This is a genomic window from Frigoribacterium sp. VKM Ac-2836 (assembly GCF_013248995.1).
In the GTDB taxonomy this organism is placed as follows: Bacteria; Actinomycetota; Actinomycetes; order Actinomycetales; family Microbacteriaceae; genus Frigoribacterium.
In genome coordinates this window covers 510,772-536,644 of the sequence record NZ_JABRPK010000001.1, presented here as the reverse complement: position 1 = coordinate 536,644, position 25,873 = coordinate 510,772, and the positions used below count along the sequence as shown (strand labels likewise).

At 69.8% G+C, this 25,873-nt stretch carries 23 protein-coding genes, 1 tRNA gene and 1 pseudogene; 9 read left to right on the top strand and 16 right to left on the bottom strand.

Annotated features, from left to right (window positions below; genetic code table 11):
- Positions 1–127: 127 nt before the first annotated feature.
- From otsB to HRF36_RS02510, 3 genes are all read right to left on the bottom strand, one after another.
- Positions 128–907 (bottom strand): trehalose-phosphatase, encoded by a 780-nt coding sequence (gene otsB / locus HRF36_RS02520; protein WP_173205718.1) that lies wholly within the window; start codon positions 905–907, stop codon positions 128–130.
- Entirely contained in the window at positions 904–2,397 is a 1,494-nt protein-coding gene (gene otsA / locus HRF36_RS02515) for an alpha,alpha-trehalose-phosphate synthase (UDP-forming) (protein WP_173205700.1), read from the bottom strand. The genes otsB and otsA overlap by 4 nt, the downstream gene beginning before the upstream one ends.
- Positions 2,398–2,505: 108 nt before the next feature.
- Positions 2,506–3,276, bottom strand: coding sequence for a fructosamine kinase family protein (locus HRF36_RS02510; protein ID WP_173205698.1), 771 nt, complete (start codon positions 3,274–3,276; stop codon positions 2,506–2,508).
- Between the two features lie 18 nt (positions 3,277–3,294).
- On the opposite strand from HRF36_RS02510, the gene HRF36_RS02505 reads away from it, so the two are divergent.
- Positions 3,295–4,335, top strand: coding sequence for a magnesium transporter CorA family protein (locus HRF36_RS02505; protein WP_173205696.1), 1,041 nt, complete (start codon positions 3,295–3,297; stop codon positions 4,333–4,335).
- 59 nt (positions 4,336–4,394) lie between these two features.
- On the opposite strand, the gene HRF36_RS02500 is transcribed toward HRF36_RS02505, so the two are convergent.
- Genes HRF36_RS02500 through HRF36_RS02490 form a run of 3 tightly spaced genes read right to left on the bottom strand, consistent with a single transcriptional unit; the run spans position 4,395 to position 7,789 of the window.
- Positions 4,395–5,810: a sugar ABC transporter substrate-binding protein gene (locus tag HRF36_RS02500; RefSeq protein ID WP_173205694.1), complete on the bottom strand. Its 1,416-nt coding sequence runs from the start codon at positions 5,808–5,810 to the stop codon at positions 4,395–4,397.
- Between the two features lie 8 nt (positions 5,811–5,818).
- The gene (locus HRF36_RS02495) at positions 5,819–6,802 is read right to left on the bottom strand and encodes a carbohydrate ABC transporter permease (RefSeq protein WP_173205692.1); all 984 of its coding nucleotides are present in this window, start codon (positions 6,800–6,802) and stop codon (positions 5,819–5,821) included.
- 9 nt (positions 6,803–6,811) lie between these two features.
- The gene (locus HRF36_RS02490) at positions 6,812–7,789 is read right to left on the bottom strand and encodes a carbohydrate ABC transporter permease (RefSeq protein WP_173205691.1); all 978 of its coding nucleotides are present in this window, start codon (positions 7,787–7,789) and stop codon (positions 6,812–6,814) included.
- Positions 7,790–7,987: 198 nt separating this feature from the next.
- Here HRF36_RS02490 and HRF36_RS15690 point away from each other — a divergent pair, with 198 nt between their 5' ends.
- Positions 7,988–10,237 carry a glycoside hydrolase family 36 protein gene (locus HRF36_RS15690; RefSeq protein ID WP_173205689.1) on the top strand — a complete coding sequence of 750 codons (2,250 nt, stop codon included), beginning with the start codon at positions 7,988–7,990 and terminating at the stop codon, positions 10,235–10,237.
- A 39-nt stretch (positions 10,238–10,276) separates the two neighbouring features.
- On the opposite strand, the gene HRF36_RS02480 is transcribed toward HRF36_RS15690, so the two are convergent.
- Positions 10,277–11,293 carry a LacI family DNA-binding transcriptional regulator gene (locus HRF36_RS02480; protein WP_173205687.1) on the bottom strand — a complete coding sequence of 339 codons (1,017 nt, stop codon included), beginning with the start codon at positions 11,291–11,293 and terminating at the stop codon, positions 10,277–10,279.
- A gap of 130 nt (positions 11,294–11,423) precedes the next feature.
- On the opposite strand from HRF36_RS02480, the pseudogene HRF36_RS02475 reads away from it, so the two are divergent.
- Positions 11,424–12,164 (top strand): annotated as a pseudogene (locus HRF36_RS02475) (sugar phosphate isomerase/epimerase family protein); the annotation flags it as partial.
- Between the two features lie 59 nt (positions 12,165–12,223).
- Here HRF36_RS02475 and HRF36_RS02470 read toward each other — a convergent pair.
- Positions 12,224–13,378: an SLC13 family permease gene (locus HRF36_RS02470; protein ID WP_173205685.1), complete on the bottom strand. Its 1,155-nt coding sequence runs from the start codon at positions 13,376–13,378 to the stop codon at positions 12,224–12,226.
- A 122-nt stretch (positions 13,379–13,500) separates the two neighbouring features.
- Here HRF36_RS02470 and HRF36_RS02465 point away from each other — a divergent pair, with 122 nt between their 5' ends.
- The gene (locus tag HRF36_RS02465; RefSeq protein ID WP_173205682.1) at positions 13,501–13,680 is read left to right on the top strand and encodes a hypothetical protein; all 180 of its coding nucleotides are present in this window, start codon (positions 13,501–13,503) and stop codon (positions 13,678–13,680) included.
- A 69-nt stretch (positions 13,681–13,749) separates the two neighbouring features.
- On the opposite strand, the gene HRF36_RS02460 is transcribed toward HRF36_RS02465, so the two are convergent.
- Complete coding sequence (locus HRF36_RS02460) at positions 13,750–15,042, bottom strand: mechanosensitive ion channel family protein (protein ID WP_173205679.1); 1,293 nt, start codon at positions 15,040–15,042, stop codon at positions 13,750–13,752.
- Positions 15,043–15,169: 127 nt separating this feature from the next.
- Here HRF36_RS02460 and HRF36_RS02455 point away from each other — a divergent pair, with 127 nt between their 5' ends.
- Positions 15,170–15,907, top strand: a complete 738-nt coding sequence (locus tag HRF36_RS02455; RefSeq protein ID WP_371739971.1) for an alpha/beta hydrolase — start codon at positions 15,170–15,172, stop codon at positions 15,905–15,907.
- A gap of 63 nt (positions 15,908–15,970) precedes the next feature.
- Here the strand turns inward: HRF36_RS02455 and HRF36_RS02450 are convergent, their stop codons facing one another.
- From HRF36_RS02450 to HRF36_RS02435, 4 genes are all read right to left on the bottom strand, one after another.
- Positions 15,971–16,210, bottom strand: a complete 240-nt coding sequence (locus tag HRF36_RS02450) for a hypothetical protein (RefSeq protein WP_148076755.1) — start codon at positions 16,208–16,210, stop codon at positions 15,971–15,973.
- 224 nt (positions 16,211–16,434) lie between these two features.
- Positions 16,435–17,349, bottom strand: a complete 915-nt coding sequence (locus tag HRF36_RS02445) for a glycine betaine ABC transporter substrate-binding protein (protein ID WP_173205673.1) — start codon at positions 17,347–17,349, stop codon at positions 16,435–16,437.
- Positions 17,350–17,424: 75 nt separating this feature from the next.
- Positions 17,425–18,381 carry a proline/glycine betaine ABC transporter permease gene (locus HRF36_RS02440; RefSeq protein ID WP_173205671.1) on the bottom strand — a complete coding sequence of 319 codons (957 nt, stop codon included), beginning with the start codon at positions 18,379–18,381 and terminating at the stop codon, positions 17,425–17,427.
- Entirely contained in the window at positions 18,378–19,649 is a 1,272-nt protein-coding gene (locus HRF36_RS02435; RefSeq protein WP_371739970.1) for a glycine betaine/L-proline ABC transporter ATP-binding protein, read from the bottom strand. The genes HRF36_RS02440 and HRF36_RS02435 overlap by 4 nt, the downstream gene beginning before the upstream one ends.
- Before the next feature lie 480 nt (positions 19,650–20,129).
- Here HRF36_RS02435 and HRF36_RS02430 point away from each other — a divergent pair, with 480 nt between their 5' ends.
- Positions 20,130–21,668: an amino acid permease gene (locus HRF36_RS02430; RefSeq protein ID WP_173205668.1), complete on the top strand. Its 1,539-nt coding sequence runs from the start codon at positions 20,130–20,132 to the stop codon at positions 21,666–21,668.
- 270 nt (positions 21,669–21,938) lie between these two features.
- On the opposite strand, the gene HRF36_RS02425 is transcribed toward HRF36_RS02430, so the two are convergent.
- Positions 21,939–22,011, bottom strand: a tRNA-Lys gene (locus HRF36_RS02425).
- Between the two features lie 96 nt (positions 22,012–22,107).
- On the opposite strand from HRF36_RS02425, the gene bcp reads away from it, so the two are divergent.
- Positions 22,108–22,578: a thioredoxin-dependent thiol peroxidase gene (gene bcp, locus HRF36_RS02420; protein WP_173205665.1), complete on the top strand. Its 471-nt coding sequence runs from the start codon at positions 22,108–22,110 to the stop codon at positions 22,576–22,578.
- A gap of 79 nt (positions 22,579–22,657) precedes the next feature.
- Here bcp and HRF36_RS02415 read toward each other — a convergent pair whose 3' ends face one another.
- Positions 22,658–23,113 (bottom strand): hypothetical protein, encoded by a 456-nt coding sequence (locus HRF36_RS02415; RefSeq protein WP_173205664.1) that lies wholly within the window; start codon positions 23,111–23,113, stop codon positions 22,658–22,660.
- 168 nt (positions 23,114–23,281) lie between these two features.
- Here HRF36_RS02415 and HRF36_RS02410 point away from each other — a divergent pair, with 168 nt between their 5' ends.
- Positions 23,282–23,530, top strand: coding sequence for a WhiB family transcriptional regulator (locus tag HRF36_RS02410; RefSeq protein WP_043594001.1), 249 nt, complete (start codon positions 23,282–23,284; stop codon positions 23,528–23,530).
- 112 nt (positions 23,531–23,642) lie between these two features.
- Here the strand turns inward: HRF36_RS02410 and HRF36_RS02405 are convergent, their stop codons facing one another.
- Complete coding sequence (locus HRF36_RS02405; RefSeq protein ID WP_173205661.1) at positions 23,643–25,136, bottom strand: PAS domain-containing sensor histidine kinase; 1,494 nt, start codon at positions 25,134–25,136, stop codon at positions 23,643–23,645.
- A 164-nt stretch (positions 25,137–25,300) separates the two neighbouring features.
- On the opposite strand from HRF36_RS02405, the gene HRF36_RS02400 reads away from it, so the two are divergent.
- Positions 25,301–25,843 carry an Rv3235 family protein gene (locus tag HRF36_RS02400; RefSeq protein WP_254280988.1) on the top strand — a complete coding sequence of 181 codons (543 nt, stop codon included), beginning with the start codon at positions 25,301–25,303 and terminating at the stop codon, positions 25,841–25,843.
- Positions 25,844–25,873 lie beyond the last annotated feature (30 nt).

Sequence of the window (25,873 nt, the reverse complement as noted above, 5' to 3'; positions counted from 1 at the left end):
GCAGGCGACCTCGTCGAACCGGCTCGGCTGAGCGGTGGCGGGGAGTCGCGGCGGGGGACCCAGACTACCTTGCAGTCACCTGGGAATGCCCAGATCGGGCCGTCGCGCCCGGACGAGACATGCGGCGTCAGGCATGCCCCAGATGTTCGCGCAGACCGGCGAGTTCGACGAGCAGATCGGCCATCGCGGCGGGATCGGCGACGCGGTGCATCGCCCCGGTCTCGCCCGCGCCGACCTTGATGGACAGGTCCCCGTCGCCGAGTGCCCGGAAGCCGTCCTCGTCGGTCACGTCGTCCCCCGCGAAGAGGACGCCCGTGGCGTCGACGGCCTCGCGGAGCCGATCGATGCCGTCGTTCTTGCCGGTCGCCCGCACGGCGAACTCGAGGACGTTCTTGCCGACCCGCTCGTGCACGTCGCCGAGTGCACCGACGGCCTCGCGGGCGGCCGCGTGGACGGCTGCGGTCGTCGCGTCGTCCGCGAGCCGGGTGTGCAAGGCGAGGCCCGCCGGCTTCTCTTCGACGAAGACGCCCTCGCGACGCTCGGCCGCACCGTGGACGGCGTCGGACAGACGCCCACGGGCTGCCTGTTCGTCGTCACTGAGAGAGGTCTCGTGACCGTCGATCCGCACCTCGATGCCGTGCGAGCCGACCAGCAGCACCTCGTCGGGCGTCTGGCTGACCTCGATCAGAGAGGCCAGGTCGCGGCCGGACACCAGGGCCACGGTCGTCCGGTCGAGAGCCGACAGACGTGTGATCGCGTCCATGGCCGCGGGGAGCGCCCTGGCCTGGAGGGGCGCGTCGACCTCGGGGGCCAGGGTCCCGTCGAAGTCGAGGGCCACGAGGAGGCGCGGCGTCGTCGCGAGGCGTCCGAGGGCGTCGCTCAGGGCCAGGGAGTCGGAACCGGTCACGAGGCGTCGCCTCCCTTCGCGGTCGAGGCCGGCGCGATCTGCTGCCCAGGGCGGACGTCCTCGAGGGCTTGGAGGAACGACGCGGACCACTTGGCGACGTCGTTCTCGAGCACCCGCCGACGAAGGGCCCGCATGCGCGTGGTGCGGTCTCGCTTGGGCATCTCGATGGCCCGCATGATCGTGTTCTTGAGGCCGCCGATGTCGTGCGGGTTGATCAGGAGGGCGCTCTTGAGCTCGTCGGCCGCACCGGCGAATTCGCTCAGGATGAGCACACCGTCGTTGTCACGACGCACCGCCACGTACTCTTTCGCGACGAGGTTCATGCCGTCGCGCAGGGCCGTGACCAGCATGATGTCGGCGGCCAGGTAGAGCGCGACCATCTCTTCGCGCGGATAGCCGTGGTGGTGGTAGCTGATGGCCGTGTGGCTCATGGTTCCGTAGTCGCCGTTGACGCGACCGACGGTCAGCTCGATCTCGTCGCGCAACAACTTGTACGTCTCGACACGCTCGCGGCTCGGGCTCGCCACCTGCACGAGCGTGGCGTCCTCGACGCTGAGCCGGCCGTCGGCGAGCAGCTCTCCGAACGCCTTCATGCGATGCCGGATGCCCTTGGTGTAGTCGAGCCGGTCCACGCCGAGCATGATGGTCTTCGGGTTGCCGAGGCCCTCACGGATCTCGCGGGCCCTGGCCTGGACGTCGGGTCGTGCGGCGAGCTCCTCGTAGCTCGCGGCGTCGATCGAGATCGGGAAGTGCTTGGCCAGGACGCGGCGCACCTTCGTGCCGCGACGCGAGACCGGCGCCGACTCGTCGTCGACCGGGACCTCGATGTACGGGCGCGTCGTCGAGTAGCCGAGCAGGTGCCGGACGGCGCGCGAGAAGTTCGACGCGTCGTCGGCGCGCTGGAACCCGATGACGTCGGCGCCGAGCAGCCCCTCGACGATCTGCTGCCGCCAGGGCAGCTGCGAGAAGATGCCGAGCGGAGGGAAGGGGATGTGGTTGAAGAACCCGATGGTCACGTCGGGTCGTGCCTCGCGCAGCATCTTCGGCACGAGCTGCAACTGGTAGTCCTGCACCCAGATGGTGCCGCCCTCTTCGGTGATCTCGGCGGCGCGATCGGCGAAACGCTGGTTGACCTGGACGTAGGACTCCCACCACACGCGGTGGTAGGTGGGGGCGGCGATGACGTCGTGGTAGAGGGGCCAGAGCGTGTCGTTGCTGAAGCCCTCGTAGTAGCGCTGGACCTCGTCGGCGCTGAGGGGCACGGGGACGATCTCGATGCCGTCGGACTCGAAGGGCTCGAACTCGAGGTCGGGCTGCCCCGCCCAGCCCACCCAGGCGCCGTCGTTGGCCTTCATGACGGGCTCGAGGGCGGTGACGAGACCGCCGGGCGAGTGCTGCCACGACGCCCAACCGTCGTCGGCGATGACACGGTCGACGGGGAGGCGGTTGGAGACGACGACGAAGCCGTAGCGATCGGGGGTGTCAGGCATGGGGGTGGGTCAACTCCTGTCGGATCGCCCGCACGGACGCGGGACGGCCAGATTATCAGCGGTACCCCCGGCGCCCCCGGGCGACCGACGTACCCCGCACCGCACGGCTCAGACCAGCCGCAAGGTCGCCTCGGCGGCACGCACCAGCGCCACCCCGTAGCTCGGCCCGTGACCGGCCGCGTGCACGGCCAGCGGGTGCAGCTGGTGCAGCGGCACGCGCCCCCTCCACCCGTCGCGCAGCGGCGAGCGCGCCTCGTAGCCGTCCAGCACGTCGTCGAGGTGCGGGCAGCCGAACAACGCCAGCATGGCCAGGTCGGTCTCGGGGTGCCCGCCGTGGGCAGCCGGGTCGATCAGGACCACTCCCCCGGTGGCGAAGAGCACGTTGCCGGCCCACAGGTCGCCGTGGAGTCGGGCCGGGGGCACGTCGTCGTCGAAGGCGCCGTCCGCCACGAGGCGGCACGCCCGCTCGACGACCTGGAGGCCGGCCCCGTCGAGGGTGCCCGCCTCGGCGGCGGCCCGCGCGTAGGGCAGGACCCGTTGCTCGGCGTAGAAGACGCCCCAGGTCGCCTTCGGTCGCGTGCTCATGGACCGGCTGCCGATGAACGTCGGCCCCGTCCAGCCCCGAGGAGGCGCGCCGAACGCGTCCGCACCGCTCGCGTGGGTCACCGCCAGGGCCGCGCCGAAGGCCCGCGCGGCCTCGGCCGTCGGAGGGACCTCGTGCACGGGATCGAGGTCGATGCGCCCCGGGGACGCGGCCCGCACGCCCACGATGCGAGCGCCTCCTCGGGGTGTGGCCTCGGCGAGCCAGGCCAGACCGGCCGCCTCGGCCTCGAAGAACCCGGCGGGGGCGTCGGCACGCTGCTTCGTGTAAGAGGTCACGGGAATAGCATGCGCCCCATGACCGACACCCGTCCTCCGCGCACCGAGGGGCCCCACGGCCCCGCCGACGACGGCGCCCGTGCCGACACGACCATCGTCACGCGCGCCTACCGAGGGGGCGAGCTGATCGCCCACGACTTCCCGCTGCACGAGGTGAGCGACCACCTCGAGACGGACGGCTGTCACGTGTGGATCGACCTCACCGACCCGACCGCCGGCGACCTCGCCTCGCTCGAGGACGAACTCGGATTGCACGAGCTCGCCGTCGAGGACGCGCTGCAGGACGGGCAGCGGCCCAAGGTCGACCGTTACGACAACCATCTGTTCACCGCTCTCTACGACGTGCGGTTCGACCGGGCCAGCGGCGTGCTCGACACGAGCGAGGTGAAGGCGTTCATCACGGAGCGCGCCCTCGTGACGATCCACCATCCGGAGTTCGACGTCACGCGGCTGCAGGCGACCTTCGACCAGAACCGCGACCTGGCGTCGCACGGCGTCTCGTACTTCCTCTGGGGTCTGCTCGACTGCGTCGTGGACCGGCACTTCGACGCCACGGACGCACTGGACGACGAGATCGAGGGCATCGCCGACGACCTCTTCGACCCCGCGCCCCGCACCATCGACGTGCAGAAGCGCTCGTTCGCCCTGCGGAAGAGCCTCGTCCACCTGCGGCGGGTCGCGTCGCCGATGCGCGAGGTGCTGAACACCCTGCTGCGCCGCGACCTGAAGGAGGTCGACGCGGCCATGCACCCGTACTTCCAGGACGTCTACGACCACGTGCTGCGCGTGGCCGAGCAGAACGACTCGCTGCGCGACCTCGTCTCGACCATCCTCGACACGAACCTCAACCTGCAGTCCAACCGCATGAACCTGATCATGAAGAAGGTGACCAGCTGGGCGGCGATCATCGCGGTGCCGACCGCCATCACGGGGTTCTACGGGCAGAACGTGCCGTATCCGGGGTTCCAGTCCCCGGCCGGTTTCGTCACCTCGTCCGTGCTCATCGTCGCCATCGGCGGCGTCCTCTGGTGGCAGTTCAGGCGACGCGACTGGTTGTGAGGGCAGGGACGCAGGAGGCGCGGTGTCGGCGACCCGCGCCTCCTGCGGTTCCGGCGTGGTCAGTCGAACAGGCCGTTGACCCGCCGGTTCACCGCGTCGAGAGAGTCCACGGACTCGCTGCCGATGTAGATGCCGTCCATGACGGGTCGCATGATCGACAGGATCTCGGCCGCGTTGTTCGTGACGGGGAACAGCACCGTGTCGCCGTCCGCCACCAGGTCGGTGAACGGGGTGACGTCGATGCCCTCGTCGGCGAACGCCGCGATGGCCGCATCGGTACCGGCCGGTCGGGCCGGGAAGATCACGCCCTCGTCGCCGACGATCTTCTGGCAGGCGTCCGAGCCGAGGAACCGCACCCACCGGGCCGATTCCTCCGGGGCGTCGGTCTGCGCGCTGATGGAGTCGCCCAGACCGTTGTACATCGAGACCGGGTGCCCGATCGGGCCGATCGGCACGCTCGCGATGCCCAGGTCGACTCCCTGGAGACGGGCATAGCTCGAGATGGTCCAGGACCCGTCGGCCGTCAGCGCCGCCTGGCCGGAGCCCAGCTGCTGCACGAGGTTCGGCGCCGTGCCGACGCGTTCGTACGACGGCAGGAACCCCTTGTCGACGAGGCCGAAGAGCCAGGCGATCGACGCCTTGAACCGCGGGTCGTCGTAGTGGTACTCGTCGCCCCACACCGGAGCGTTCGTGTAGTCCCAGCCGGTGGCCCCGGCGAGCCAGGACCACTGTGTCTGACCGTTGGTGTCGCCCGCGCCGTTCGAGCCGAGCCCGTACGTGACGACGTTCGTGGGGTCGAACCCCTCTTCGTCGCCACGGACGCCGTTCGCGTCGACCGAGAGGTGGGCGATGACCTCCTCGAAGGTGCCACCGTCCTCCGGGTTCCAGGTGAGACCCTCGAGGTCGGCGGGGGTCATACCGGCTTCCGACAGCACCTTCTCGTCGTAGAAGAGGGCGATGGTGTCGAAGTCCTTGGGCGACCCGTACTGCTTCCCGTCCTGGCCCTTCCAGAGCTCGGCGAGACCCTCCTGAAAATCGGCGGGGTCGATGTCGGCCGTCGCCTCGAAGTCGTCGAGCGGCAGGATGACCCCCCGCGTGACGAATTCGGGGTACTTGGTGAGGTGGTCGGTGAAGACGTCGGGCCCCGCGCCGGCGACCAGGCCGGCCGTGAGTTTCTGCCAGTAGTCGGCCCAGCCGTACTGCGTGATGCGGATGGTGACGTCGGGGTTCTCGGCCTCGAAGGCGTCCGCGCACTTCTGGTAGCCCGGCAGCTGCAGCGACTCCCAGAGCCAGTAGTCGACGCTCGTCGTCCCCTCGGCGGCAGGTGCGCCGACGGCCGAGCAGCCGCTGAGCGCCACGAAGGCGGCCGCAGCCGTGGCTCCCGCGACGAGGCGGCCGAGACGCGACGAGCGGTGTGGACCACGACGATCGGGTCGGTGGTCGGGGCGGTGGTCGGGGGATGTCGTCGTCGACATGATGGTCCTCACTTGATCCCGTTGAAACCGATGTTGTTGACGATCCGCTTGGCGAAGACGCCGAAGAGCACGATCATCGGCAGCGCCGCGACGAGCGTCGCCGCCATGAGGCCCGACCAGTCCGGGCCCCCCTGTGGACTCTGTGACTTGAAGGCCCCCAGAGCCACCGTCAGCACCCGGGAGTCGTCGGTGTAGCTGACCATGAGAGGCCAGAAGTAGTCGTTCCACGAGGTCATGTAGGTCAAGATGCCGACCGTCGCGATCGGGGCGACCGACATGGGCACGATCACCTTGAAGAAGATCGCGATCTTGCTCGCGCCGTCGACCAGGGCCGCTTCCTCGACCTCCTTCGGCACGTTGAGGAAGAACTGCCGCAGGAAGAAGATGGCGAACGGGGTCATGAACAGCGACGGCAGCATGACGCCGAGCAGGGTGTCGATCAGGCCGAGCTGCTTGACCAACAAGAAGTTGGGCAGCAGCGTGAAGATCACGGGCACCATCAGCGACAGCAGGAAGAACCCGAAGACGAGGTCGCGCCCGCGCCAGACGAGACGCGAGAACGCGTAGGCCGCCATCGACGAGAAGAACACCTGGCAGACCGTGACCGTGGTCGAGACGATCACCGAGTTGCCGAGGTATCGCCAGAAGTCGAGCTTCGCGCCCGAACCGCCGTCGGCGATGGCGTCCTCGACCGACTGGGCACCGAAGACCCGCGCGAAGCCGTTCCAGGTGAAGTCCACGGGGAGCAACGACGTGGCGTTGGCGTAGAGCGCACCGTTGCTCGACAGGGCCGTGCGCAAGATCCAGTAGAACGGGAAGACCGTGACGAGCACGATCAGGCCCATCACCACCCAGGCACCGACCCGGCCCCACCGGATCGGCTTGCGCGGTCGGGTGACGCGGTCGAGCCGGGCCGTCCCATCGGAGGTCGAGGTCGAGGTCGAGGTCGAGGTCGAGTCACTGTCGTCAGGACGTGTCTGCAGTCGTGTCATGGTGCGCCCCTAGTTCAGGTCTGTCTGGCCGGCCCGCGTGATGCGGTACTGGAAGAAGGTGACGATCACCAGGATGATCAACATGGCGACGCTCAGTGTCGACGCGTAGCCGAAGTCGAACTGCGCGAAGGCCTTGTCGTAGATGTAGACCTGCAGCAGCCGTGACGAGTCGACGGGGCCACCGTTGGTCGTCACCGACACGGTGTCGAACACCTGGAACGATCCGATCACCGAGATGATCAACACGAGCCCGAGCACCGGTCGCAGCAGCGGCATCGTGATCTGTCGGAACATGCGGAACTCGCTCGCGCCGTCGACCCGGGCCGCCTCGTAATAGTTGGCCGGGATCGCCTGCAGCCCGGCGAAGATGAGCAGGGCCGTGTAGCCCATGTGACGCCAGACGTTGACGCCGGCGACGGTGGGGATGACCCACTGCTCGGTCGTGAAGAAGCCGATGCGGTCGAGTCCTGCCCAGTCGAGCAGCTGGTTCCCGATGCCCAACTGGTAGTCGAGGATCCACAGGAACACCAGCGCGGCCACCACGTTCGAGACCAGGTAGGGCGCCAGGATCACTCCCCGCAGGAGGGTCGAGCGGGTGAGGCGCTGCATCAGGACGGCGATGCCGAGGGCGATCACCGTCTGGAACCCGATGTTGAGCACGACGTAGTAGACGGTGACCCGCGCCGCGTTCCAGAAGATCGGATCGGCCATCATGCGCTCGTAGTTCGCCAGTCCGACGAACTCGGCGGGTGAGAGCAGGTCCCACGAGGTGAAGCTCAGCCAGATTCCCCTCAGCAGCGGCCAGAAGTAGAAGACGACGAGGCCGATCGCCGCCGGGAGCACGAAGAGGACAGCGAGTCTCGTGTCGTCCGGACGGCGGCGACCCGGAGGCGCACCCCGCAGGGTGGGGACGATCGGTGGCGACGACGGTCCCGGCGCGGACGCCGAGCGGGTGAGGGGTGCCGGATCGTGCGTCGAGAGTGCCATCAGACTCCTTCGTCTCGTCCGCACCGTTGCGGACGTGGCGGTGGCCGGAGCCACCGTGGCCCCAGTGTGCCCGGCGGGTCGACGGGTTACAACGATGAAAGATAACGGTGAGATAACGAAATGGAAACGCTTCCATGAATCGTCGTCAGCCGTTACAGTCGCCAGGACCATCTCTCACCTCGTGCAAGGAAGCTCATCGTGACCCTCACCGACGCACCCCGCGTGACCACCCTCTACTGGGACAATTCCCGACTCAGGCTGCTGTTCGACCACGACGCGGAGGGGCCGGTGCGCCTGGTGGCGATCGACGACCTGGGCGCGGACGGTGAGGCGACCCGCGCCTCCGCGTCCCTCCCCCGGCCTCGCACGCCACGACAGCCGCTGGTCGAGGTGCTCGCCCCTGCGTGGGGTCGCAGCAACAACAGCTACCGCTACGACGCCACCGCGATCGGGGCGGGCCTGCGCTACGTCGACTCGACGACGTCCCACACGGCGGGCGTCGATCGACTCGAGATCGTGCAGCGGCACGAAGGGTCCGGGCTCGTCGCCACCACGGTGTTCGAGGCCCGGACGGGCGTCCCGGCCGTGAGGACGACCACGACCGTGGCCCTCGAGCCGGGAGGCGCGTCGCTGCTGGTCTGGGCCGTCACGAGCTTCGCGACGGGCGCCGTCGTCTCGGACTCCCCGAACGACGTCGACCTGTGGTGGGCGGACAGCGGCTGGTGCAGCGAGAACCGGTGGACCTCGAAGCCCCTGCGATCGCCGGGGCTCACCGCGATCGATGGCACGGCCCGGGGCGAGACGAGTCGCAACCGGTTGGCCGTCTCGAGCCTCAGCACGTGGTCCTCCGGCATCGCGAATCCCCTCGGGGCGGCGCGCGACCGTGTCGGTGGACGCACCCTCGCCTGGCAGATCGAGCACAACGGCGCCTGGACCTTCGAACTCGGCGAGAGCCCGCACTGGGGCCACGGCGGCGTCCCCCTCGAGGACCGCCTCTTCAGCGAGAAGCCGTTCGGCCCCCCGCGGGGCGACCGCTCCGAGGACGGCGCGTACGTCGCCGTGCTCGGACCGACCGACACGCTTCATCACTGGTCCGTCGTCCTCGAAGGCGATCGCTCCTTCACCAGCGTGCCCGTGTCCTTCACCGTGGCCGACTCGCTCGACGAGGCCTTCGGGGCCCTCACGGCCCAGCGCCGCGCGACGCGCCGACCCCACCCTCAGGACGAGACCCTCCCGGTGGTGTTCAACGACTACATGAACACCCTCGAAGGCGACCCCACCGAGGGCAAGCTGCTGCCCCTGATCGACGCCGCGGCCGAGGTCGGGGCCGAGTACTTCTGCATCGACGCCGGGTGGTACGACGACACCGCGGGCTGGTGGGCCAGCGTGGGCGACTGGCAGCCCTCGACCGCACGATTCCCGTCCGGGCTCGCCTCGGTGCTCGACCACATCCGTTCCCGCGGCATGGTGCCCGGGCTGTGGCTCGAACCAGAGGTCGTGGGCGTGACGAGTCGCGCGGCCGGCACCCTGCCCGACTCGGCGTTCCTGCAACGCGGCGGAGTCCGGATCGTCGAGCACGAACGCCACCTCCTCGACCTTCGTTCACCCGAGGCCCGCGCACACCTCGACGAGGCGGTCGACCGTCTCGTCGGTGACCTGGGCGTGGGCTTCTTCAAGCTGGACTACAACGTCACCCCGGGGGCGGGCACCGATTACGCCGCCGAATCGGTCGGGGCCGGGCTGCTCGAGCACAACCGGGCCCTGCTCTCCTGGCTCGAGACGGTGCTCGACCGACACCCCGACCTCGTGCTCGAGAACTGCGGGTCGGGCGCCATGCGCTCGGACTTCGGCATGCTCGGCGTCCTGCAGCTGCAATCGACCTCGGACCAGCAGGACCCGCTGCTCTATCCGGCCATCGCGGTCGGCGCCCTCGCCCACGTGCTGCCCGAGCAGGCCGGCAACTGGGCGTACCCGCAGCCCGACATGAGCGACGAGATGATCGTCTTCACCGAGTGCACCGGGCTCGCCGGACGCCTGTACCAGGCCGGAGTCCTGAGCGGGATGGACGAGCACCGTCTCGACCTGGTGGCCCAGGCGGTCGCGGTGCACAAACGGATGCGCGGCGCCCTGGCACGTTCGACCCCGAGGTTCCCCACCGGGCTGCCCTCGTGGGACGACGCCTGGACGACGGTCGCCTTCGACGTGCCCGCCCGGGCGGACGACGAGGCCGAGACGTACCTGATCGCCTGGCGGCAGGACCACGCCGACGCCACGGTCGAGCTCTCGCTGCCACATCTCGGTTCCGACGACCTGCAGGTCGAGCAGGTCTACCCGCCGGCCGGGACCGGGGCGGCCTGGACGGCGGTCCGGACCGATGCCGGTCTGCGACTGGAGACGCCGGATGCCGGTGTCGGCGCGCGCGTGTACCGGGTGACCCGCGCCTCCTGAGCCGGCCGGGGGCGCGCCGATCGGGCGGCACGTCCTCGGTCAGCGGGGCGGTGCGCTGCTCTCGCGCTCGACGAGCAGGGGCGGCAGTTCGACGTCGTCGGGTCGCTCGACGCCCTCGACCCGCGCGACGAGCTGCTCGAGCACGGCGCGTCCGAGAGCACGGAAGTCCATGCGCACGCTGGTGAGCGACGGGGTCAGCACCTGCGAGGACGGAGCGTCGTCGAACCCGACCACGCTGACGTCGTCGGGCACGCGTCTGCCCTGCTCGGCGAGCGCCCGCACGGCCCCCAGGGCGACGTCGTCGTTGAAGCAGAACAGTGCCGTGACCTCGGGGCCGATCGAGTCCAGGACCGCGTCACGGGCCTGGAGCGGGTGCCATCCGGTCGGCACCACCGGGGGCGCGTCGACCCCACGGTCGGCGAGGGCCCTGAGGTAGCCGTGGCTGCGGCCGAGCCCCGACACGGCGGGGTGGTCCACCGACAGGTGGTGGACCGTGGCATGGCCCAGGTCGAGCAGGTGGTCGGTCGCGAGGCGGGCGCCGAGTTCGTCGTCGATGGAGGCGTGCGGCAGTCCCGAGACGTGCGTGCCCGTCAACGTGGCGGTCGCCGCGGGCAGGGCACGGGGAAGCGACTCGAGCGCGAGGCTGACCGGCCGGTCGAACTCGATGCCGATGACCCCGGCCAGCGGGAGGCTCAGCAGCAGGTCGACGGCTGCGCGCACGTCGTCGGGGTGTTCACCCGGGACCACCGCCACCGTCACGAGGAGGCCGTGGGCCATCGCCGCCTCGTGTATGCCCTGGATGGTCGAGGCGTAACCGTAGCGCGAGGTGTCGCCGGTCAACACACCCACCAGACGGTTGCGACCGCTGACCAGCGCCCGTGCGGCCTCGTTGGGACGGTAGCCCAGTTCGTCGACGGCACGGCGGACGATCGCGCGTCGCCGATCGCTGACCTGTTCGCTGCCGTTCAGCACCCTCGACACCGTGGCGATCGACACCCCGGCCAGCCGGGCGACGTCGGCGATGCCGGGCTGTTTCCCGGGGCGGTCGGCAGCCATGCCCTGAGCGTAGTGGCCTGTCCTCGCCGACGCGGCCGGATCGTTCGCCACGAGTTCGCGGACCGTTGACGAGCCCCATGCCGTCGCCCTCCCGCACCGGCCGTAGCCTGACGGCGTGATCTCGGTCGGAATGAGCACGTCCTGCGTCTTCCCGCTGTCGACCGACGAGGCCTTCCGTCTCGCTCGGCTCACCGGCTTCGACGGGGTCGAGGTGATGGTGACCGCCGACCGGGCGACCCGGCGTGCGGATCTGCTCCTGGCGGCCGTGGCTCGCTGGGGCCTGCCCGTGCTCTCGGTGCACGCCCCCGTGCTGCCGGTGGCGCACTTCGCCCTCGGCCGCGACCAGGTCGACAAGCTCAGACGTTCGGCCGAGCTCGCCCGCGAGCTGGGCGCCACGACCGTCGTCGTCCACCCGCCGTTCGTCTGGCAGCGGGCGTTCGCGGCCCGCTTCGGGGACGTCGTACGGCAGGTCGCCGAGTCCACCGGCGTCACCCTCGCGGTCGAGAACATGTTCCCGCTGAGACTCGGACCGGCCGGGTTCGACCCGTACCGCCCCGGGCACGACCCCTCGACCGTCGACGTGGACGCGGCCACCCTCGACTTCTCGCACGCCGCCGTCGCCGGCCGGGACGCACTCGACCTCGCCCTGGCGCTCGGCCCACGGTTGCGCCACGTCCACCTGACCGACGGCGTCGTCTCGTCGCGACCGGGCGGTCTGCACGACCAGCACCGGGTGCCCGGTCGTGGCACGCAGCCGGTCGCCGAGGTGTTGACCCACCTGGTCCGGTCGGGGTGGACCGGCGTCGTCGCCGCCGAGGTGCACACCGACGGGGACGAGGAGGCGCGGCTCGGCCAGCTGAGACAGACGCTCGCTTTCGCGCGCCGCCACCTCGCGGCCGTACCGGCACCGGGCGTGGACGCCCGTGCACCTCAGACGAACAGCGCCGTCGCGACGACGGCCAGCGGCACCGCGATGGCCGCCACCCCGAGCCCGGCGAGCACGAACCGACCCCAGGCGACCTCGACACCCATCGAGGTCAACCGCGAGTGCCAGAGCAGTGTCGCGAGCGACGCCCAGGGCGTGACGAGGCAGCCGATGTTCACCCCGACGAGCACCGCGACGAGCCGCAGGGGCGACCCGGCCACCGGTTCGAGGGCGAGGTAGGCCGGCAGGTTGTTGGCGACGTTCGCGGCGACGGCGCTGCCGCCCGCGAGCCGCAACAGATCGGGCAGCTGGTCGCCCGTGCCGACGACGCTGCCGAGCAGGTCGGCCAGGCCGAGCGAGTGGGCGGCCTCGACGACGAGGAACAGCCCCCCGGCGAACAGCAGCGTGCCCCACGGCACCAACCCGATCCGCAGGACGCCCCGGCGACGGACGGCCGTGGCCACGACGAGCACGAGGGCCGCGATCGCAGCGGGTATCCAGACCTCGACGCCCGAGACGAGCGCCGGCACGAGCAGTCCCGTCGCGACCGCGGCCACGCCGAACAGGACGCGGTCCGCGACGGGTTCCGAGGGCGGCGTGTCGAAGCGGCCGACCAGCTGCCTCCGGTAGCGCAGTCCGATCGCCACGACGGGGACCACGACGCCCACCACGGCGGCGGGCGCGACCAGGGCGGCGAACTGCACCGGCGCCGGCGATCCGAGCTCGTGGAGGGCCAGGAGGTTCGTGAGGTTCGAGACGGGGAGCAGCATCGAGGCGCAGTTCGCGAGCCACACCGTCGTCAGCGCGAACGGCATGGGCGGCAGGCCGGCGTGCCGGGCGACGATCACGACGACGGGTGTGAGGAGCACCGCGGTCGTGTCGAGCGAGAGGAACACCGTGCACAGCACGGCGAGCGCCACGACCAGGAGCCACAGCACGAGCACGCGCCCCCCGGCGAGCCGGGCCGAGGCGGACGCCAACCAGGCGAAGAGACCGGCCTCCGCCGCCAGCTCGGCGACGATCGTGAGGCCGACGACGAACCCCAGGACGGGAGCGACCCGTTCGACCAGGGCGAGCAGCTCGTCGCCGCTCAGGACTCCGGTGACCACGGCGACGAGACCGACGACCACGAACACCCCTCCGAGCACGGCAGTGCGCACGGCATTCTCCTTCGACCGCGGGACGCACCGGCACGGGACGCCGGGCAGCTCAACCTACCCCCACCCGGACTCCCGGGACGTCACGCGGTACCGTGGGCGAAACGAACCCTGGGAGCCCCACCGTGCGCAAATTCCTCTTCAACGGCGCGATCATCAGCGCGATCTTCTCCGGCATCAGTCTGCTCCGCAGTCTCAGCGCCGGCCCCCGTGACTGGCGACTGGCCCTGATGGCCCTCAGCTGGGCGGCGTCCACCGCGATCGCCGTGGGCAACGTCATCGAAGCCGCCAACGACGACGACTGACGTCCGCCGAGACACCGAGGAGGCGCGTCCCGCTCTGGCGGGGCGCGCCTCCTCGTTCGTGTGGTCGCGTCAGCGACGCCCGCGGACCCCGGGCGTCGGCCCGGTCGGGTCGCCGTCGGGCCGATCGATCGGCCGGCCACCGGGTCGACCTGCGACGTGCGGATCGTGTTCCGCCTCGGCACCGAGCGAGGCCTGGTACTCGGCGATGCCGTGGATCGGGATGGCCGCCGTGAAGAGTGCGGTGCGCTCGGAGTCGGCGTTGTCGCCGCTGAACAGCCCCGAGGCGTCCGACGACGACCGGTGGACCCTCCCCTTCGGCACGGGTTCGGCCTCGACCATCTGGACGCGCGTCCGCGGGATCGACTGGGGACTCTTCGAGTGCAGCCACGCGATGAGGTCCTCGCGCACGAGGCAGCGCAGGTCGAACAGGGTCGGGGCGTCCTTGGCCGTCACGAGCACCCGCACCCGGACGTAACCCGCCTGGGCGTCGGTCACCTGGAGCACCTTCGTGCGCCCGTCCCAGAGGTCGGTGCCCGCGAGGATCACGTCGAGTTCCTTCCGCATGGCACCCGGATCGACGCGCCAGTCCAGGTCGAACTCGACGGCGCCGAGCAGTTCGCTGGTGCGACGCGTCCAGTTCTCGAAGGGCGTCGTCGTGAAGTAGGTCGACGGCAGCACGAGACGCCGGTCGTCCCAGACGTGCACCACGACGTACGACAGGGTGATCTCCTCGATGAGACCCCACTGACCCTCGACCACGACCACGTCGTCGATCCGGATGGCGTCGCTGAACGCCAGTTGGATACCGGCGAAGACGTTCGCCAGCGTCGACTGCGCCGCGAGGCCGGCGACCACCGAGACGAGCCCCGCGCTGGCGAGCACGCTCGCGCCCACCGCCTCGACCCCCGGGAATCCGAGCAACACGGTGCCGGCCGCGAGGATGACGACGAGGGCCACGGTCAGCCGCCTGAGGATGAGCACCTGGGTGCGGACGCGGCGGGCCACCCGGTTGTCGGGGGTGTCGACCCGGTACCGCGACAGCCCGAGGTCTTCGAAGAAGATCGCCAGAGCGCCCACGAACCAGGCGACGACGACGATGATCGCGCATCGGAAGAGCTGCGACACCCAGCCCTCCCCCGGGTAGTCCGCGGGCAGCAGCGTGTCGAACGACGTGGTCAGGGCGACGACGAGCAGCACGACCAGCAGCGTCGCGCGGAACGGGCGCCGCATGCGCTTGACGAAGGCCTGCGCCCACTCCTTGCGCTTGGCGACGACTCCGACGACCGCGCCGACCACGGCCGAGACGACGAAGGTGAGGACGACCGCGGCGACGAGCGAGATGACGAGTTGTGTCCAGGGCATCCGTCGAGCCTGTCGCAAGATGCCCTGCTCCGGCAGGGCTGGAGCCTGGGACGATGGAACGGTGAGACGATCCACAGCTTCCCGACACGAGTCCGCCACGACCCCGAGGCCTTCTCGTCGCCGACGCGTGCTGAAAGGCGTGGCACTCGGGCTCTTCGCCACCGTCGTACTCGCGGCCACCGGGTTCTTCGTCTGGGCGAAGACCCCCATGTCGGCCACGGCTTCCTCGCTCCAGGCGGTCGCCGACGACGACCGGGTCGCCGTCACGAGCACCCCCGACACGGTCGTCATGCGCCCCGCCGAGACCGCGCCCACCGGGCAGGGACTCGTCTTCGTGGCGGGTGCCCGGGTCGACCCGCAGGCCTACGAGCAGACCTTCGCGGGGTTGGTCGCCACCGGGGTGACCGTCGTGATCGAGCGGCCGGTGCTCGGCTTCGGCATCCTCGACCCCCGCCCGCTGTCGACCTTCACCGACCTCGCCCCCGAGGTCGACGCGTGGGCCGTCGGCGGCCATTCACTCGGCGGTGTGCGCGCCTGCCGGTACGCCGCCGACGACCTCACGGTCGACGCACTCGTGCTCTTCGGGTCGTACTGCGCGACGACCGACCTCTCGGACGACGACGAGCTGGCCGTGCTCAGCCTGGGTGGCTCGGAGGACGGCCTGAGCACCCCGACGACGATCGCGGAGTACCGAGACATGTTGCCGTCCGGCGCCACCGTGGTCGAGATCGACGGCTCGGACCACGCCCAGTTCGGCAGCTACGGCGAGCAACCGGGCGACGGCTCGGCGCGCATCTCGGACGAGGAGGCGCGTGACCGGATCACGCGTGAACTCACGTCGTTCTTCGCCGGCGTGGGCGGCTAGGCCGCCGGGGGCCGCCGGGCCGGGACTGCGACGTGCGCGGCCGAGCGCCGGACGTGCGGCGGCCTAGATGGACCGCTTGCGCTGGCGCAGCGCTTCGAGGGCGAGACCCTCGGAGGGGTAACGTCCGACGACCTCACCCCAGCGCGGGTCGGCACCGCGCAGGGCGACGAACACACCCTGCTCGGCTCGGACGTGGCCGAGCACGCGGTCGGGGGTCGACACCTGGACGAGGTCGGACGAGACGGTGCGCGTGATGACGCGGGCCATTCTCCTCAGGACGTCGGACGGTGCGGTGGTGCTCACGGGTGATGCCTCTCGTGGTGGTGCTCCGCTTGGCGCGGGGAGGTCTCGGTGACGTCCGTCGATGACGCTACCCGCGCCTCCCGGGGTGTGACCTCGGGGTTGGCTGTGCGTCGGGTGTCGCGCAGCTGTGGGTTCGCCCGGCCGCGTCACCCGGCGCATCGCCCGACACGACGACGCCCCGGGCGAGCTGGGCTCGGCCGGGGCGTCGTCGTGCGGGGGTCGGATCAGCTGGTGAGGCCGTCGACGTAGTCCTGGTTCTCGGACATCCACTTCTCGACGACGGGGGCGTAGTCGTCACCGTCGACCTCTTCGCCGTTGAACATCGCGTTCTCGAGCGAGGACAGCGTCTCGGTGTCCATCGTGAAGTCCTGCAGCCACTCGGTCAGCTGCGGGAAGTTCTCGGTGAAGCTCTTGCCGCCGAACGAGTGGATGCCTTCGGCGTCGCCCAGGGTGCCCTCGGGGTCGGCGAGGTCCTTGACCGGGAAGGCGTCGTAGGCCCAGTGCGGGCTCCAGAGCGTCACGGCGATGTTCTCGCCCGCGTCGGTGGCGCTCTTGAGCTCGGTGAGCATCGCGGCGGTCGACGAGGTCTGCAGCTGCATGTCGCTCAGGCCGTAGGTGGGGATCGTCTCGTCCTGCACGGCGGCGGTCAGGCCGGCACCGGGCTCGATGCCGACGATCTTGCCGCCGAACAGGTCGGCGTTGGCCGCCAGCTCGTCGAGCGAGTCGATCGGGGCGTCCTCGTTCACGGCGACGGCCAGTTTGGCCCCCTCGTTCCAGGCGCCGAGGTCGGTCAGGTCGTCGCCGTACTGCTCGATGTAGGACGCGTGGGTCGTGGGCAGCCAGGTGTCGAGCACGACGTCGTAGTCGTCGGTCGTGAGACCGCTGTAGACGGGGGCGACGTCGGCCGGCTTGAGGTTGACGGTGTAGCCCTCTTCCTCGAGGACGGTCTTCCACAGCCAGGAGGCTGCGATGCCCTCGTCCCAGCCGTTGAACACGGCGAGGTCGACGACGGCCTGGTCACCGTTGTCGAGGGTCTCGCCCTCTGCGGACGAGCTGCTGCCGGGAGGTGAGCAGGCGGCGAGTCCGAGGACGGCCGTGGTGCCGAGGGCGATCGATGCGGCGATGGTGCGCTTCTTCATGTGATCCTTTCGGGTGGTGCAGGAGGCGCGGGTCGGGGGAACCGAGGCTGCTCCCGTCCCGCAGATGGTCGGTCTCTAGGCCGAGGCCGTCGCGGGTTCGCGGCGGTCGGCGGGGGGCAGGGGCTGCTCGGTCTCGGGCTGGTCCTGGGCGGGGGCCGGCGGGACGGACCGGCGGTTCTGGGCGCGGGCCACCCGACGGCCGTGACGGTCGGACCCGAGGGCCGCCGTCATGCGGTCGAGCACGATCGCCAGGATGACGACCGAGACGCCGGCCTCGGCGCCCAGACCGACGTCGATGCGGTTCAGGCTCGCGACGATGTCGCCACCGAGCCCGCCCGCGCCCACCATGCCGGCGATGACGACCATCGAGAGGGAGAGCATGATGACCTGGTTGACCCCGGCCATGATGCTCGGCTTCGCGAGCGGCAGCTGGATCTGACGCAGGATGCGCCACGGTGACGAGCCGAAGGCCTGGCCGGCCTCGACCACCTCCGAGTCGACGCCGCGGATGCCGAGTTCGGTCAGGCGCACACCGGGGGCCATCGCGAAGACGATGGTGGCCACGATGCCGGGCACGACACCCACGCGGAACAGCAGCAGGGCGGGGATCAGGTAGACGAACGCGGGCGTGGTCTGCATGAAGTCGAGCACGGGCCGGATGATCTGCGACGCGACGTTCGACTTCGCGGCGAGGACGCCGAGGGGGATGCTCAACGCGATGGCCAGTGTGCTGGCGACGAGCACGAGCGCGAGGCTCGACATCGCGTTGTCCCACTGGTTGACCGTTCCGATGAACAGGAGGCCCACTGCCGTGCCGAGCGAGAACTTCCAGCCCTTGGCGACGAAGGCGAGGGCGGCGATCACGATCACGACGGCCCAGAACGGAGGCGCGCTCAGGGCGTACGCGACCCACTCGTACAAGAACGAGAAGACGAGACGGATGACGTCGAACAAGCCACCGAGGTTCGTGGTGATCCAGTCGACGACGTCCGAGACCCAGTCGCCGAAGGGGATGCGCAGGTACTCGTTCATCGGGTGACTCCTTCGAGGGTGGCGTCGAGCTCGACGTCCGAGATGCGGGTGACGGGCTCGAGCACGGGGATCGGCGACGTGGTGGTGTCGACGTTGCCGAGGGCGGCGAGCAGGGTCACCCGGGGGATGACGCCGAGCAGGCGATCGGCGTCGTCGACCACGGCGATCGGCAGCGGGCTCTCGACGGCCAGTTCGAAGAGGTCGACGAGAGCCGCGTCGGGGCCGACCCTCGAGAACTCGGTGTTGACGATGGCCGCGAGGTCGGTGTCGTTCGCCTTGACCTGGCGCATGACGTGCCGGTCCCGCACCCACCCGAGCAGCTTGCGGTCGCGGCCGGTGACGAACAGGGCGGCGGTCTGCAGATCGCGCAGCGAGCGCAAGGCACCCCGGGGACCGACCGTGAGCGGTACGACCGCGCGGGCGGGCTCCATGACGCTCGCCGCGGTGAGGACGCGGGCCCGGTCGACGTCCTGCACGAATTGGGCGACGTAGTCGTTGGCCGGGTCGGTGAGGATGTCCTCGGGCGTGCCGATCTGGACGATGCGACCGTCGCGCATCACGGCGATGCGGTCGCCGAGGAACATGGCCTCGTTCAGATCGTGCGTGATGAAGACGATGGTCTTGCCGAGCTTCGCCTGCAGCTCGATCAGCTGTTCTTGCATCTCGCGCCGGATCAGCGGGTCGAGAGCGGAGAACGCCTCGTCCATCAACAGGATGTCGGTCTCGGCGGCGAGAGCGCGGGCGAGACCGACCCGCTGCTGCATGCCGCCGGAGAGCTGGCTCGGCAGCTTGTCCTCCCAGCCGGCGAGGCCGACGATCTCGGTGACCTCACGAGCCTTGGCCAGTCGGGCACCCTTGGCGACACCCTGCACCTCGAGGCCGTACGCGACGTTGTCGATCACGGTGCGGTGCGGCAGCAGGGCGAAGTGCTGGAACACCATCGACACGTTCTGGCGACGCACCTCGCGGAGACGCTTGGAGGGGACGTCGGAGATCGTGGAACCCGCGATCTCGACCGAACCCGACGTCGGCTCGAGCAGGCCGTTGAGCATGCGGATGAGCGTCGACTTGCCCGAGCCGGACAGCCCCATCACGACGAAGATCTCGCCGGGCTGGACGTCGAACGACGCGTCGATGACGGCGGCGGTGCCGAAGCCCGCGGCCTCACCTCGCGAGGCACCGGCCTCGAGTCGGGCGACGGCGTCCTTGGGTCGGCGACCAAAGACCTTGTACAGGTTTCGGGCACGCACGGCAGGCGTAGTGGTCACGGATGTCTCCAGGCACGCCGAGGGGGCACCGGCCGCTCGGGCCGGTTCGCCGTCGGCGGCGATCGGGTCGGGCGAACGGGTCGACGACGCGTGCGGATCGTGTCGACTCAAGCCCACCGTGATGGCACGGGGCGAACCTGACCTCCGCCGGGTCGGTCATGGGACCGGACCCTCGCGTCACCAGACCGTACGACGACCGGAACCCGAACTGGTCGGACCATCGGTCGGCGCGTCCTGATGATGACGGGCCCGATCTCTCGGGCCTCAATGACCGTAGCCGACGTCTGTCGTCCATCCGAATTGCGAACCCGCTTCCAGGGGACCCGAGACGTACCCCGCACCGGCGTGTCGCCCATGCCTGCGGGGTTCACGATCGTTTCCCTTTCGTTACCGACGTGTGGATCGGCTGCGCGCCTCCTGGGCATCCACCTGCCGTGTCGCGTCCACGCGTCCGGAACCGACAAGAGCTACGGTCGTCCCATGACGAGTCCCACGAACGGGGGCGGCGACGCCTCCACCGAGACGCACCTCCCCCAAGACTTCTCGCACGAGCAAGAGGGCTTCCAACACGGTCTCAAGCCGCGTCAGCTGCAGATGATCGCCATCGGCGGCGCGATCGGCACGGGGCTCTTCCTCGGTGCCGGCGGCCGTCTCGCGTCGGCGGGCCCGGCGCTCGCGATCGTGTTCGCGATCTGCGGCGTCTTCGCGTTCTTCATCCTCCGCGCGCTCGGTGAACTGGTGCTGCACCGCCCTTCGTCGGGTTCGTTCGTCTCGTACGCCCGCGAGTTCTTCGGTGAGAAGTTCGCGTATGCGGCGGGCTGGATGTACTTCTTGAACTGGGCCATGACGGCCATCGTCGACGTCACCGCGGTCGCCCTCTACCTGCACTACTGGTCGGCGTTCACCGCGGCACCCGACTGGCTGCTGGCCCTGGTCGCCCTCGCCGTGGTGCTCTCGGTCAACCTCTTGGCGGTGAAGGTCTTCGGCGAGATGGAGTTCTGGTTCGCCATCATCAAGGTCGCCGCACTGGTGGTGTTCCTCGTGGTCGGCGTGGTGTGGCTCGCGGCGGCGTTCCCGGTCACGCACGACGGCGCCACGGTCGACACCGGCTGGGCCCTCGTGGCGTCGTCGGGCATCTTGCCGAACGGTCTGTTGCCCGCCGTGATCGTCGTGCAAGGAGTCGTCTTCGCCTACGCCGCGATCGAGTTGGTGGGTACGGCGTCGGGCGAGACCCAGAACCCGGAGAAGGTGGTCCCCCGCGCGATCAACACGGTGATCCTGCGCATCGCGGTGTTCTACGTCGGGTCGTTGGTGCTGCTGTCGCTGCTGCTGCCCTATACGGCGTACAAGGCGGGCGAGAGCCCGTTCGTCACGTTCTTCAGCAGCATCGGCAGCCCCGCGGTGGGTGACATCGCGGGTTCGATCATGAACTTCGTGGTCGTGACGGCGGCGCTGTCGAGCCTGAACGCGGGGCTCTACTCGACCGGCCGGGTGTTGCACTCGATGGGCATGAACGGTTCGGCCCCGAAGTTCACGACGAAGATGTCGAAGGGCGGCGTGCCGTTCGGGGGCATCCTGCTGACTGCGAGCATCACCCTGTTGGGCGTGGTGCTGAATGCGGTCGTGGGGGCCAACACGGCGTTCGAGATCGTGCTGAACATCGCGTCCCTGGGCATCCTGACGGCGTGGGGCACGATCATCCTCTGCCAGATGAGGCTGCGTCAGTGGGCGAAGCAGGGCAGGGCGAAGGAGCCCTCGTTCAAGCTTCCCGGTGCGCCGGTGACGAGTTATCTGACGCTGGCCTTCCTGGCCGCGGTCGTCGTCCTCATGGCCATCGACTGGCCGATCGGGTCGTTCACGGTCATGTCGCTCGTCGTCATCATCCCGTTGCTGATGCTCGGCTGGCACCTGCAACGCGACCGCATCCTGGCCGCCGCCCGCCTCCGTGAGGGCATGACGGGCCCCTACCCCGTGACCGGCCGCGACGCCGCCTCGCAGCTCCCCCGCGACAACCAGTAGCCCCACCACCCCCAGGAGGCGCGGTGTCGCCCAACCCACCCCGCGCCTCCCCACCCCCGAATCCCCACGCCCCCCTGTGACGAGCGAAGCGAAGTCACCCCTCGACCCCCGTGACGAGCGAAGCGACGTCACCCCCGTGCAAGGGCGACCTGGCGGGCCCGGCAGGTCGCCCGTGCGGGGTGGGCCGCGGTCCGCGGAGCGGACCAGACCCATACGACGAAAGAATCCCCCGGTTCTGCGAAGCAGAACACGGGGGACCCAATTCTTTCGTGCACCCCCTCGGACTTGAACCGAGAACCCACTGATTAAGAGTCAGTTGCTCTGCCAATTGAGCTAGAGGTGCGTGCTGCGATCTCTCGCAACGACGGTCAACACTAGCATGAGTTCTGACCCTCTCAGAACCACCGGCGCCGTCGTGGCGCCTGCAGATCGGAGCACCATGTCCACCAAGCTCGAGAAGGGCGCTGCCGCGCCGACGTTCACCCTCGACGACGAGAACGGTTCGCCCGTCTCGCTCGCCGACTACGCCGGCCAGAAGGTCATCGTGTACTTCTACCCGGCGGCGTCGACGCCGGGTTGCACGACCGAGGCGTGCGATTTCCGTGACAACATCAACTCGCTGAAGTCGTCGGGTTACCAGGTGCTGGGCGTCTCGAAGGACGAGCCCGCCGCCCTGTCGACGTTCAAGGACGAGCAGGGCCTGAACTTCCCGTTGCTGAGCGATCCCGATCTGACGGTGCACCAGGCGTACGGCGCCTATGGCGAGAAGAACAATTACGGCCGCATCGTGACGGGCACGATCCGGTCCACGTTCGTGGTCGACGAGCAGGGCGCCGTCGAGTTGCCTCTCTACAACGTCAAGGCGACGGGGCACGTGGCGTCCCTCCGCAAGAAGCTCGGCCTCGACTGACGCCTGTCGTCGACGCGAGCGCAGGAGGCGCGGTGCCGGTCCGCGAGGCCGACACCGCGCCTCCTGTGTTCGAGGGGCCTCAGTAGACGTGTGGCTCTTGGTCGCGAGCCGACGTGGCGGCGACGACGGACGGCACGAGCAGCAGGATGACGACCGCGACGGCCGGCACGGTGAGGGCGAGACCGATGAGCGGGTCGGCGAAGACGCCCTGCAGGCTGCCGATGCCGACGGCGAATTGCAGCACCTGCCACACGATCGCCGCCCCTCGTATCCACGCCCGTCCGCGGAGCGTGCCGAGGACGATCGAGCCGAGCCAGGCCGTGGCCAGCAGGGTCAGCACGAAGATCGCGACGGCCGAGGGATACGAGTCGGGTCGGGCGACGAGCAGTTCGACGAGCAGGAACACCGCCGTCGCGGCGACGAGCGCGAACTCCGCCGCGAGCAGCACGATCACGATCCAGAGCAAGGCGGGTCGACGGGTCTCGGCAGACCGACCGGTCTCGTCTCGGGGGCCGTCCGGGCCTGCTGTCGTCACGTGTGAGCCTCCGAAAAATCCTTGATTTGGCCGTACCAGTATGCGACCATATTCGAGGTCGAAGTGACGCGCACATTGCGGTGCGCGCCTCCCGAATTCTTCTCTTTCCCCACCACGAACCAGGCGCTTCGACGTGCCTGGTTCTGCACTTTTAAGGAGTACCCATCGATGGATTGGCGTGACAAAGCCGCTTGCCTGCAGGCTGACCCGGAGCTCTTCTTCCCCGTCGGCAACACGGGTCCCGCCGTCGACCAGATCGACAAGGCGAAGGCCGTGTGCGGACGCTGCACCGTCACCGAGACCTGCCTGCAGTACGCACTCGAGACCTCGCAGGACTCGGGTGTCTGGGGTGGTCTGAGCGAAGACGAGCGTCGCGCGCTGAAGCGTCGCGCGGCTCGCGCCCGCCGCGCCAGCTGATCCCCCGTCGGTCGCCGCTCGGCGGCCGGCCTCCGGCCTTCGTGGCCGATGACGAAGCCCGGCACCTGATCGCAGGTGTCGGGCTTCGTCGTGCTCGGGCGCGCGCGGCGGATCAGGGCTGAGTGAGCCAGCGGAACGGGATCTCGATGGTGACCTCGGTGCCGTTGCCGACGAGCGTGTGCCAGTCGATGGTGCCGCCGAGCTCGCCCTGGATCAGCGTGCGGACGATCTGGGTGCCGAGTCCCGAGCCGACCTTGCCCTCGGGCAACCCGACGCCGTTGTCGCGCACCTTGACCGTGAGTTCTTCCGCCCGGCGGTCGGCGACGATCTCGACCTCGCCGTCACGGCCGTCGAGACCGTGCTCGACGGCGTTCGTCACGAGCTCGGTCAGGGCGAGGGCCAGGGGCGTCGCGTACTCGCTCGGCAGGGCGCCGAAGCTCCCTGTCATGGTGGGGCGAACCGTCGTGTTGTGACTCGACGCGACCTCGGCGATGAGCATGAGCACCCGGTCGAAGACGGTGTCGAAGTCGACGTTCTGGCTGAGCCCCTCGGACAACGTGTCGTGCACGACGGCGATCGACTGCACGCGACGCATGGCCTGCGTGAGTGCCTCGCGGGCCACGTCGGTGCGGGTGCGTCGCGCCTGGATGCGCAGCAGTGACGCGACGGTCTGCAGGTTGTTCTTGACCCGGTGGTGGATCTCGCGGATCGTGGCGTCCTTGGTGATCAGCTCGCGTTCTTGGTGACGCAGCTCGGTCACGTCGCGGCAGAGCACGATGGCGCCGACGCGCTCACCGCGGTCGCGCAACGGGATCGCCCGCAGCGACACCGTGACCCCTCGTGCCTCGATGTCGGTGCGCCACGGGGCCCGGCCCGTGACGACCAGGGGCAGCGACTCGTCGATGACGAGCTTGCCGGCGAGCAGCCCGGTGGTGACCTCGGCCAGCGACTCCCCCTCGAGCTCGCCGGCGAACCCCATTCGATTGAAGGCCGAGAGTCCGTTGGGACTGGCGAAGGTCACCATGCCGTCGACGTCGAGACGCAGCAACCCGTCGGAGGCGCGGGGTGCGCCGCGACGCGGCCCCGTCGGCGCCCCGAGGTCGGGGAAGTCGCCGGCGGCGATCATCGCGAAGAGATCGTTGGAGCACTGGTTGAAGGTCAGTTCTTGGCGACTGGGCGTGCGAGCCTCACTGAGGTTCGTGTGCCTGGTGATGATGGCGATCGGTGCGTCGGTGACGTCGGGCCGACTCGCCCCGAGGCGACGAAGGACGGGTACGGCACGGACTCTCGTGGGCGTCTCTTCGTACCAGTCGGGAGCCGCCGAGTCGACGATGCGCGTCGTCGTGAACGCCTGCTCGATCTGCTCGCGCCATTCGAGGCGCACCTCTTGCCCGACGAAGTCCCGGTAGAAGAGCGTGGCCGAGCTCGAGGGCCGCGCGTGGGCCACGGCGACGAAGCTGCCCGCCTGAGTGGGAACCCAGAGGACGATGTCGGCGAAGGCGAGGTCGGCCAGCAGCTGCCAGTCCCCCACCAGCAGGTGCAACCACTCGACGTCCACCTCGCTCGAGAGGCCCTGGGCGAGAACGAGATCACTGAGCGTCGACACCCGTCCAGTCTAGGTCGACGACCCGTAGGGCGACGTCCGTGACCCCGAGACGGGGCCCTGCCGCGACCGTTTCTCCACAGACCGTGGAGTATGCCTGGTCGTGGGCATCTCACATGTCATATCTTCGAGTCATGCCCGGTCGAACGTGAACAGGAAGACTGCCCATGCCCTCGAGCACCTACGCCCTCACCGAGCCCCAGAGTCCCCCGGCACCACCTCGGCCGCATCTGAGATCCGTTCCTCCCCTCGCGGCCCCGGGCACCCCGGCGACGGATGACACCCCCGCCGTCCCCCGGGCCGGCAGCCGACCCCACGTCCGCCCCGTCCCACCCGTCCCACCCGCCAGGGCGTCGCCCCCGTCGCCCTTCCCCGACGACCCGGACCTGCTCGTCGAGAACCTGGTGCGCTGCGTCGTCGAGATCCTGGCCGGGGCCCGAGAGCTGGACCAGGTATCACGATGGGTCACCGAAGACGTCTACCGCACGCTGCACAAGCGCGTGGTCCTGGCGGCCCGAGCACGGTCGGCCCACGGCACGCGGACCCGACGACCGGTGTTCACGATCGGCAGCATCCGGTCGAGTTCTCCGGCCGCGGGAGTGATCGAGAGCGTCGTCGTCCTCCACGGACGTGGTCGCAGCCGAGCCGTCGCCGTCAGGCTCGAGACCTACGACGGCCGGTGGCGGGCCACCGCCGTCCACGTGCTCTGACCAGGCCCGACCTCGTCGTTCGACGTCGAT

Excerpts from the sequence above, each read along its gene's own strand:
- HRF36_RS02445 (WP_173205673.1), bottom strand. The coding sequence starts at position 17,349 with ATGAAGAAGCGCACCATCGCCGCATCGATCGCCCTCGGCACCACGGCC.
- HRF36_RS02440 (WP_173205671.1), bottom strand. The coding sequence starts at position 18,381 with ATGAACGAGTACCTGCGCATCCCCTTCGGCGACTGGGTCTCGGACGTC.
- HRF36_RS02490 (WP_173205691.1), bottom strand. The coding sequence starts at position 7,789 with ATGGCACTCTCGACGCACGATCCGGCACCCCTCACCCGCTCGGCGTCC.
- HRF36_RS02400 (WP_254280988.1), top strand. The coding sequence starts at position 25,301 with ATGCCCTCGAGCACCTACGCCCTCACCGAGCCCCAGAGTCCCCCGGCA.
- otsA (WP_173205700.1), bottom strand. The coding sequence starts at position 2,397 with ATGCCTGACACCCCCGATCGCTACGGCTTCGTCGTCGTCTCCAACCGC.
- HRF36_RS02410 (WP_043594001.1), top strand. The coding sequence starts at position 23,282 with ATGGATTGGCGTGACAAAGCCGCTTGCCTGCAGGCTGACCCGGAGCTC.
- HRF36_RS02460 (WP_173205679.1), bottom strand. The coding sequence starts at position 15,042 with ATGCCCTGGACACAACTCGTCATCTCGCTCGTCGCCGCGGTCGTCCTC.
- HRF36_RS02480 (WP_173205687.1), bottom strand. The coding sequence starts at position 11,293 with ATGGCTGCCGACCGCCCCGGGAAACAGCCCGGCATCGCCGACGTCGCC.
- bcp (WP_173205665.1), top strand. The coding sequence starts at position 22,108 with ATGTCCACCAAGCTCGAGAAGGGCGCTGCCGCGCCGACGTTCACCCTC.
- HRF36_RS02495 (WP_173205692.1), bottom strand. The coding sequence starts at position 6,802 with ATGACACGACTGCAGACACGTCCTGACGACAGTGACTCGACCTCGACC.
- HRF36_RS02430 (WP_173205668.1), top strand. The coding sequence starts at position 20,130 with ATGACGAGTCCCACGAACGGGGGCGGCGACGCCTCCACCGAGACGCAC.
- HRF36_RS02500 (WP_173205694.1), bottom strand. The coding sequence starts at position 5,810 with ATGTCGACGACGACATCCCCCGACCACCGCCCCGACCACCGACCCGAT.
- HRF36_RS02505 (WP_173205696.1), top strand. The coding sequence starts at position 3,295 with ATGACCGACACCCGTCCTCCGCGCACCGAGGGGCCCCACGGCCCCGCC.